The sequence below is a fragment of the Bacillus sp. JJ1503 genome (assembly GCF_036965125.1).
GTDB lineage: Bacteria > Bacillota > Bacilli > Bacillales > Cytobacillaceae > Cytobacillus.
The window spans coordinates 1-8,211 of sequence record NZ_JBALOZ010000168.1 but is presented as its reverse complement, the minus strand read 5'-3'; the positions used below and the strand labels follow the sequence as shown (position 1 = coordinate 8,211).

General features: G+C 33.5%; 8 protein-coding genes and 1 riboswitch. All 8 genes read right to left on the bottom strand.

Annotated elements, in window-relative coordinates:
• Positions 1–215: 215 nt before the first annotated feature.
• Positions 216–431, bottom strand: coding sequence for a hypothetical protein (locus V7149_RS13665; protein ID WP_335346175.1), 216 nt, complete (start codon positions 429–431; stop codon positions 216–218).
• 53 nt (positions 432–484) lie between these two features.
• Positions 485–579: riboswitch (cyclic di-GMP riboswitch) on the bottom strand.
• 675 nt (positions 580–1,254) lie between these two features.
• The gene (locus V7149_RS13660) at positions 1,255–1,563 is read right to left on the bottom strand and encodes an STAS domain-containing protein (RefSeq protein WP_335346174.1); all 309 of its coding nucleotides are present in this window, start codon (positions 1,561–1,563) and stop codon (positions 1,255–1,257) included.
• A gap of 20 nt (positions 1,564–1,583) precedes the next feature.
• Positions 1,584–3,650: a FapA family protein gene (locus V7149_RS13655; RefSeq protein WP_335346173.1), complete on the bottom strand. Its 2,067-nt coding sequence runs from the start codon at positions 3,648–3,650 to the stop codon at positions 1,584–1,586.
• A gap of 9 nt (positions 3,651–3,659) precedes the next feature.
• Entirely contained in the window at positions 3,660–4,508 is an 849-nt protein-coding gene (locus V7149_RS13650) for a PP2C family protein-serine/threonine phosphatase (protein ID WP_335346172.1), read from the bottom strand.
• Entirely contained in the window at positions 4,508–4,825 is a 318-nt protein-coding gene (locus V7149_RS13645; protein ID WP_335346171.1) for an STAS domain-containing protein, read from the bottom strand. Before V7149_RS13645 ends, V7149_RS13650 begins: the two co-directional genes overlap by 1 nt.
• Before the next feature lie 20 nt (positions 4,826–4,845).
• Positions 4,846–6,417 carry a methyl-accepting chemotaxis protein gene (locus tag V7149_RS13640; RefSeq protein ID WP_335346170.1) on the bottom strand — a complete coding sequence of 524 codons (1,572 nt, stop codon included), beginning with the start codon at positions 6,415–6,417 and terminating at the stop codon, positions 4,846–4,848.
• Complete coding sequence (locus V7149_RS13635; RefSeq protein WP_335346169.1) at positions 6,414–7,532, bottom strand: alpha/beta hydrolase; 1,119 nt, start codon at positions 7,530–7,532, stop codon at positions 6,414–6,416. The genes V7149_RS13640 and V7149_RS13635 overlap by 4 nt, the downstream gene beginning before the upstream one ends.
• Positions 7,519–8,211, bottom strand: a 693-nt coding sequence (locus tag V7149_RS13630; RefSeq protein WP_335346168.1) for an ATP-binding protein, incomplete at its 5' end; no start/stop codon positions are given. The genes V7149_RS13630 and V7149_RS13635, both read right to left, overlap by 14 nt.

Sequence of the window (8,211 nt, the reverse complement as noted above, 5' to 3'; positions counted from 1 at the left end):
AATAGTGAACATTAGTATGTTTGTATAGAAACATACAGAATCTATTTAGCGATTGTTGAATTTCTTCCGTGATCCATTTATTCTCATATTGAAATTGGCGTAACAGAAAATCGTAGCGTGATACTCCACCTATGGAATCCAGCATTAAACATACTTCCTTTTCTATGTATAATAAATGCTAATAAAACAATGACACATGAAAAATTGATTCTAAACTATAAATCAATTATTACTTTTTGTAGATTTTGAGCCATTGTAATCAAAGCTTCCGCTGAGGACGATGTTTCTTCCATTAAGGCATTTTGTTCCTTTGCTGAAGCAGCCACATTTTGTGTATTTCCTGTGACTTGTTCAGCAGTAGTAGCTACCTCTTCCACCATTTCCACCATATTTTGCGAGCAAAATTCACTTGCTCTACAAACGCTGCACAAAAATAGCCGTCCCTGATAAAGAGAGCAGCCATCACTTTACTTATATAAAGTTAATTGGCAACCTGGCGATCATAGTTCAATAGCTAAGCTGAACGACAGACCCATGGCTTTGCGTCCTCATCTTTCAATGAGTTTGCCTTTATCAAATTTTAATAACAAAATTACCATTACTTTCTTACAATTTATATAGTAATTAACATAAAATGAATAGTCAACAAAACTTAGCGAGATTTTACAAAAATGTTACATAATACGACAAATGTTTAATTGATTTATTCTTGAGTGTTTTTTCAACAAGAACAGACTAGGCGCCCCGGTTTCCCGTAGCAGATGTGCCTCCTTAGGAATTCCACTGTTAGTTATTATTTGTTTTATTTCATGGATTTTGCGTTCAACCTGGTTCATGGGTAAAGGTTACTAAACAAATACCCTTGGTCCTCATCACATAAATTTCTCTGAAGAAAAATTAAGTGGCCTTTTGATTCAACTCCTTCGGCAACGACCTCAAGTTTTTATTGATGAGCCATCGCAATTATCGTTTTTACAATGGTTGCATCATTGAACACTTGGTTATTTAAGTCCAATTGATTACAAACTTGAACACCTTAAAAAGTTGTCTAGTTTAGTGTTGACATACAATACCAATTAACTTGGCCCCACTACTACGTTGAACGCCTTTCCTCCTATCCCTGTACAAAAAAATCTTGCAAGCATATTGATTTCATGCGTTGCAAGATTAAGCCTTTTATATTTCAGCTACCTCTTATTGTTTGCAAAGTTCCCATATCTTAAAATCAATAAAAAACTTCAAAAAAATAATAACTTAAACAAAAACACCTTCGCCAAGAATATCTGGTAATTGTAGCATTTCGAAAACTTCCATTATATCCTCTCTTACGTTTGAAACTGTTATTTTAATTCCTTGATCATTTAAGGTTTGCACTAAGTTCAAAAGTAATCCCATTCCAGATGAATCTACAAAAGGGACATCCCTCAAATTCAGATTTATCTCCATATATTTTTCCATTTCCGGAATCAATTCTTCTATTATTTCAGTACCATCTATATCTAAATCTCCCATTAAACTTACTTCTAGATTCTCTCCCTCTGGAAAGAGTGAAAATTTTATCATACTAGCACCTCTACAATAGTCTATTCAAAAACGATATGCCCATTCTCATCAAGATAAGCACATATATGATATGTAGTTTCTTTGACGGTACGTTTCACATTCTCAATCTTTAATATAGTCCCTTCCAAGGCTTTATTTATATAAATTTTTTTATCCTTAGGAACCGAGATGATCGTAGCTAGCCCACTCATAGATCCAACCTCATTAACCTCTACGCCTAGTCTTCCATAAACCTCTCCACCACGTAAAATACCGCTGATTTTTAATATTCCTCCTGCGTGAATTTTTGTATTCACACATCCTTGCCCAAGTATCAATATATTTCCACTACTGTAAAGCCTACTATTCATAGCACTTGGAATCGTTATAAAAGAGTCTGAATCAACGGTAGTTTTACTACTCTCATGCAGATTCTTCATTTTTTTTGATAATTGAATAATCGGTTCAACAGAGACAACTTCATTCGTGAGAGATAAGAATAGGTTTGATAATGATACTGCAGTCATTTTCCATTCCTCATCTTCTAAGAACCCTTCTCCCATCCTTACAGCATCAACATATTTTTTTACTAGTGGTGGAAAATTTTTAAACTTCCTTTCTAGCAATATCCGAATTAATGGTTGTAGCCCGCCACGCGAAAAATCACTCGATTTAAACGCTGGAGAATGAGTTAGCTGTGTTATTAAAGCTATAATCTTTTCTACACTTTGATGGATATTCCCCAAAAGATGCCCTAATTCAGTTACAAGCATATTGTTTTTGCCTGCCGATATTTCAGAACTGATTATGTTTCCATAAGAAATAATGGATCCTGAAGAAGTGAGTGTAGCTTCATTTACTGTTTTATGTGTTATTATATCCCCCTCAGCTTCAACAACCATTCGTTCCTCTACTTCACCAGATATTTCAACATCGCCTTTAAAACGAATATTTCCAGAGGCTAAGTCTACATTTCCCATATGCTGAAGTTTTGGAACAATTGAAACTTTTACAAGTTGTCCTCTTTGTTCTACTCGAGGACGCCCAGATTCTGTTGCTACAATTTTATCTTCTACTACAATAACCCCTCTTCCAATATTTAGGACTATTGGCAACGTCTGTTTAGCAGGAATAGGCTCATTCAAAACAGTATATCCCATTTTACCTGGTATTGGTGAATGCACTACTGCAATTACCTTACCCCTCTCAACCTTTGGTATGATTTTTATCTCACGGAAGTCAACACGTCCATCCTCATTTTCTTTAGGACCTTCAAATGTTTCCGTCTCTACCTGCAGTTCAATCCAACCATGCTTTCCAGGCTTTGGTTCCTCTCCAGAAGCAATTATAAAAATCCCAGGTTCAGTAGATTCTATCGCTCTTAATATTTCATCCTGATTTATTCCCTGTTTTACGCCGATTTCTTCCAATTTGTTAACAACATCTAAAAAGTTAAGTGTATTATTAACCTCTTTCTTCTCTAATACATTTAATTCAATGTGATCGTCAACATCCATATCAGGAACAGTACGAAGAATTTTATAACCAGGTTCTAAAGAAAGTTGAACGTTTAATTTTTGTTGGTCGACAGTGATTTCCCAAACAGTCTCTTTTTCCTCGTTTTCTACTCTAATTTCATAAAGATCTTTTTCTGTAATTATTGTTGTTTTTTCATTCACAAGTTCATTGTTTTTGAACAACTTTATCCCATTGTTAATAGTAACCATCGGGAAGTGAGTGGGTGAAGATTTGCAATATAACTTTCCGTTCTTTAGCCAAACCTTCCCATCAGATATTTCTGTATCCGTTTGTTTAAATTCGGCTTGGTTTAGATAATCGTCTAGAAAATTCTCTTTCCCTTTATCAAACATTTCAATTGGAATATTACTCTCAAGATTTTCTATGAATTCATTAAGATTAGAAGTTGATGGGGTCCTTTGATTCTTTGTAAGTTTTACAATTGCCTTTTTTGAAGCAATTCCCAAAAAGCCTTTAGAATCATTTTGTATAATTTCTAAATCAACTTCATCCCTAGTTGCTCCTAATAGTTCTAAACCTAAATTTATTGCTTCATTCAAGTCCTTACCTTTCGAAATGATACTCGTCATATGTACCACCTAATCGTTTAAAAATGGTGAATTCAAACTAGTGATCTTGGAGACATCTTTTGTTACTTTAAGCAAAACCATTGTAATGTCATCTCTTTGAGGAGTACCTTTTGTAAATTCCGTAATTGAATTCATTACACATTGTTCTATTTCTCCCACTTGTTTGTCTTGATGGAGTTTTAATAGTTCAATTAATCTCTCTATTTTAAATTGCTCCCCGTTTATATTTTGTGCTTCTATTATTCCGTCAGTATATAAGAAAACTGTATCATTCTCCTCTAGAGTAATCGCACCTTCTTCATAGGAATGTTCTGGAAGACCGCCAACCATAATACCTGAAGTTTTCGGAAAGGGAATAACTGTTTGATCTTTAGCTTTAATAAGCAAAGGTAAATTATGCCCCGCATTAGCAAAAGTAAGAACTTTTGTTTTTGGATCCCAATCAGCACAATAAAGCGTAACAAAAGAACGTAATTTTCTTAAGTCGGAATAAAGTGCTTTATTCATTGCTTTAAGTGTTTCAGCAGGACTTTGTGTACTTTCAGCGGCACTTCGAAAAGCACCTCTTGTTAAGATCATTAACATCGCAGCTGGAATTCCTTTTCCCATTACATCCCCAATTACAATACGAAGTTTACCATTTACTAATGGATAGAAATCATAATAATCTCCACCAATAAGTCGAGCAGGAAGAGAAGTACCAAGGACTTGTCCTCCTTCAAATTCAGGTGTTTGTCCGTTTAACAACGTTACTTGGATATTTTGTGCTAAAGAAATTTCACGTTGCATTGATTTATCGATAGATTCTGTATCCTCATCAGTTCTTAAATGATGATAATTAAAGCTATCCGTAAACATTAACTCACCTCACCTTGTACTGCATCCAAAATACGGTATAAACCAACCGTTTCAAACACATGATGAGTTAACTCATTAATACCCTGAAGTATAATTTTGTAATTTTTCTCCTGGGATAAATAGATTGCATTCATAATGGCGCCAATACCGGTTGAATCAATAAAATCCAACTTAGAAAAATCAATTATTAAAGTTGCAATATCATTAATTTCATCCAAATAAGGCTCAATCACATTAGCAGTAGTAATATCTAACATCCCTATAAGCTCTAAAGTAGTAGTAGTACTTTCTACTTTTTTATTTACTGTTAACTCCATAATATCCCCTCATTTTAATCCTAAAGTTTAAATTTATTTATTTGTTCAAGTAATATTTTCGAGATATCTAGTAGTTCACTGGACTGAATATGTAAGGATTTCACTAAGTCTGACAGCGAAATTGTTGTATTTGTAGTTGCTGCCGTTTGATCATTAATAACAACTTTCATTTCTTCTATTTTCCCAAGAACCTTAGCAGCATTTCCATTGTCAATATAAGGAAGTAAAGCCTCATGAACACTATCTAAGAACTCTATAATGACATAAAGTTGATCTCTTGCTCTCAAGGTAGCTCCTGTTGATACCTCATACATTTTTTCTACTGATTGGGAAGCCTCCGCTTCTAAGATCAGGGACAAGCGTTGTATCTTCTTGGCTTGCTCTTGTGTTTCAAAAACAAGTTTGTTTAGCTTATCTACCATTCTGTTTGTACTATCAGAAAGACTTTCTAGTTCACTCTCATCGTTTACAAAACTTTTTACTGTAAGATCTCCCTCTTCTAGTAAATTAATTTGCCGTTTAATCTTTTGTATATTTTCATAGATTCGATTAAAATAACGAGCAGTTAATAAAAAAAGAACTAGTAATGAGGTTATTCCAGAAATAATTAAAATTGTTGAATGCTGATAGAGATGATCACTCATTTTACTGTAATCAAGTGCAATATAGATAACACTGTTCTCATCTATAGGTAGAAACATTTTATAAATTCTATCGCCGTTAACACGTTCAATATAAGATTCTTTGTTTACCACCTTTTGAGTAAGTAATTCTATATCTTTTTTAGTCTTTAATGTATACTGTCCAGCTTCTACCTTTTTAAGTGGCGGGTAAAGTTGCTTTTCTAACGAAGGATCAGCAAATACTTTTGGATTAAGAACAGCGATTTCTTTAACAATATCACTTTGTTTGACTAATTTTTTAATTTCAGAGCTTGGGCCAACAATTTCAGTATAGTTATATACCTCATTTGCTTTAATAAAAGGATTAATAATATAATCAGTACCTGGTACGTGATAATATGCATATTTAAAGAATTCTGGACTATTTGTATGTGAAGCGGATTGAGCAATTGGTAATACAAGTGTATGTTTATCGGTATAAGTAGCACCTGGAATTGATGCGACCTGATCACTCATTAATAAGTTTCCGATCTCGTAATATCCAAATTTTTTGAAACTAATTCCTACTTCATTTGGTTCAGTTGATAAAATGCCAACGTAGTCATCTTTTGTTTTGGTTTCTTGAATAATAGTGATACCTGCAAGGCCTAATTGTTCCTTAATTATTAAAAGTTCTTCAGTTGTGATCTCTGAAGCACTTTTTTTACCTAAAAGAGTTACAATATTATGAGCATATGCAACTAATTTTAAATCAATTTGATGTTCAATACTCTGGGCAGCTAAATTCGTTTGTTCAATCCCTCTAAGTACATTGTTTGCAACAGATTCTGCTTGCTGATTTGATTGTTTAACTATTTGATCATTCATAAAATATAGTTGGATTGCTCCTGAAATCAAGGCAATGATAATTGATAGAGATAGTGTAATCTTAAGAAATTGCCTGCGTATTGTTAATTGATTTCTCTTCATAAGATTGAGCTCCCCATCATTTCATAAGACCCATCATACCAAGATAGTGATAATTTGCGAATTTCATCTAATTTATTATTACAAACATGTCCTTCATTCTCATATTTGATTAATTGCTTTTCGGAATTAATTGAATCAAATAATTGATGCATAACATTAGTTGTTACCATCAAATCCTTACAACCATGGAAAATAATAATTGGTGCCTTACAATCTGCTCCGTTCAGTTTTGGCATTGCTCTTGTATCCATGTCATCCACAATACAAGAACAGTACATCCGATCCATAAAATAACTAGGCATATTTAGGTCTTCAAGATTTCCGGCAGGACTAACGGCCACTGCTTTTGAAACATTTTTATGAGAACTCCCATATAAAACCCATGATCCACCTAAGCTTGTTCCAAATAAATTAATCGGCAATCCTTTAAACTCTTCGTATGCATAATCAATTACATGATTAATCATTTGTTCCCACTTCTGTCTTGTACCTATAACTGAATTATTAATGAACGTTTCCCCTTGGCCAGGACCATCGAAACTTAATGTAATGTAACCTGCTTCAACGAAATCCATTTCATATTTAAAAAGTTCTTCTTTCGTGGAATCAATAGGATTAATGATAACAATACAACCTTTTGGATTAGTAGGAATTCGAACCCTTCCCGAACAAATAAAACTATTATTAACTGTTAATTTTTTGTAAATCGTTTTATATCTTGAAAGTGAGTCAGCTATACTAGTATAGTACAAGCACAATCTATACCAGTTTTGTTTCTGTTCAGTCTTCTTAGGATTTAGCCAAAAATTGATGTTATAATATAATGCAGCTTGACGATATACATATTCTGCTTTTGGATGCTTACCATCTGCTTCTAATTCTATTGCCATTTTAATTTTTTTCAGTGCTAAACTCTCCCAAGAAGCATACCAATCTTCCACCGTATTTAAATGGTTGCGGATTTCAGATAAATCTTTTATTTCCAATCCGTGAACGATCCATCTTTCCCAAAAAGCATCTATTAATTTTGCTGTTTTTAACGTTCTATTGATCGTTTTGGTTATTGACTTGTCTTCGGGTGGGTTAAACGTCACGTTATCATTAATAAGTTGCATTAACAACCCCCGCCTTCTCTCTAGAATCAAAAGTTAATATTAAAGTTGAACCTTTTGGTGTGGTAAATAATAAAACTTGTTTAGCCATTTTCATCATTAACGTAAATCCCTGCCCCATTGAATTTTTTGTTGAATAACCCGCCAACAATGTATTTTTCGGCAATTCTTTTAGAGGAAAACCTGGTCCTTTATCTTCTATCACAAACCTAATTTCATTGCTTTCTTTACTTTCTAGGATAGTCATTTTCCCTTGTTCTGCATGTTTTATAATGTTTGTAATCGCTTCTGATAAAACTAATAGCCAACTCATAATTTTTGCTTTATTGAAATTATGTGCTTCAAGTCTTTCTTTTGCCACATTACGACAAATAGGGATATCTTTACGACCTATAATTTCACTTTCGCATAACACAATTCCCTTTTTGTATTTGTTGACCTCTTCCTCTGATATGAGTAAAAATTGTCCTTGCGTTGCTGCATTAATTACATCCCGATAGATTTCCCATTCCCCATCTACTTTTTCATTAATTGGTGCAATAGTGACACCATTAAAAATATCTTTCTTATGAATCTCATATGTTTTTAACAAAACATTTTGTAAATTACTATTCAATGGAAGTTCCTTAACCTTTTGTGAAATATCGTGTTGTTGGTCATTCCATTTCAATAGTTGCTCACT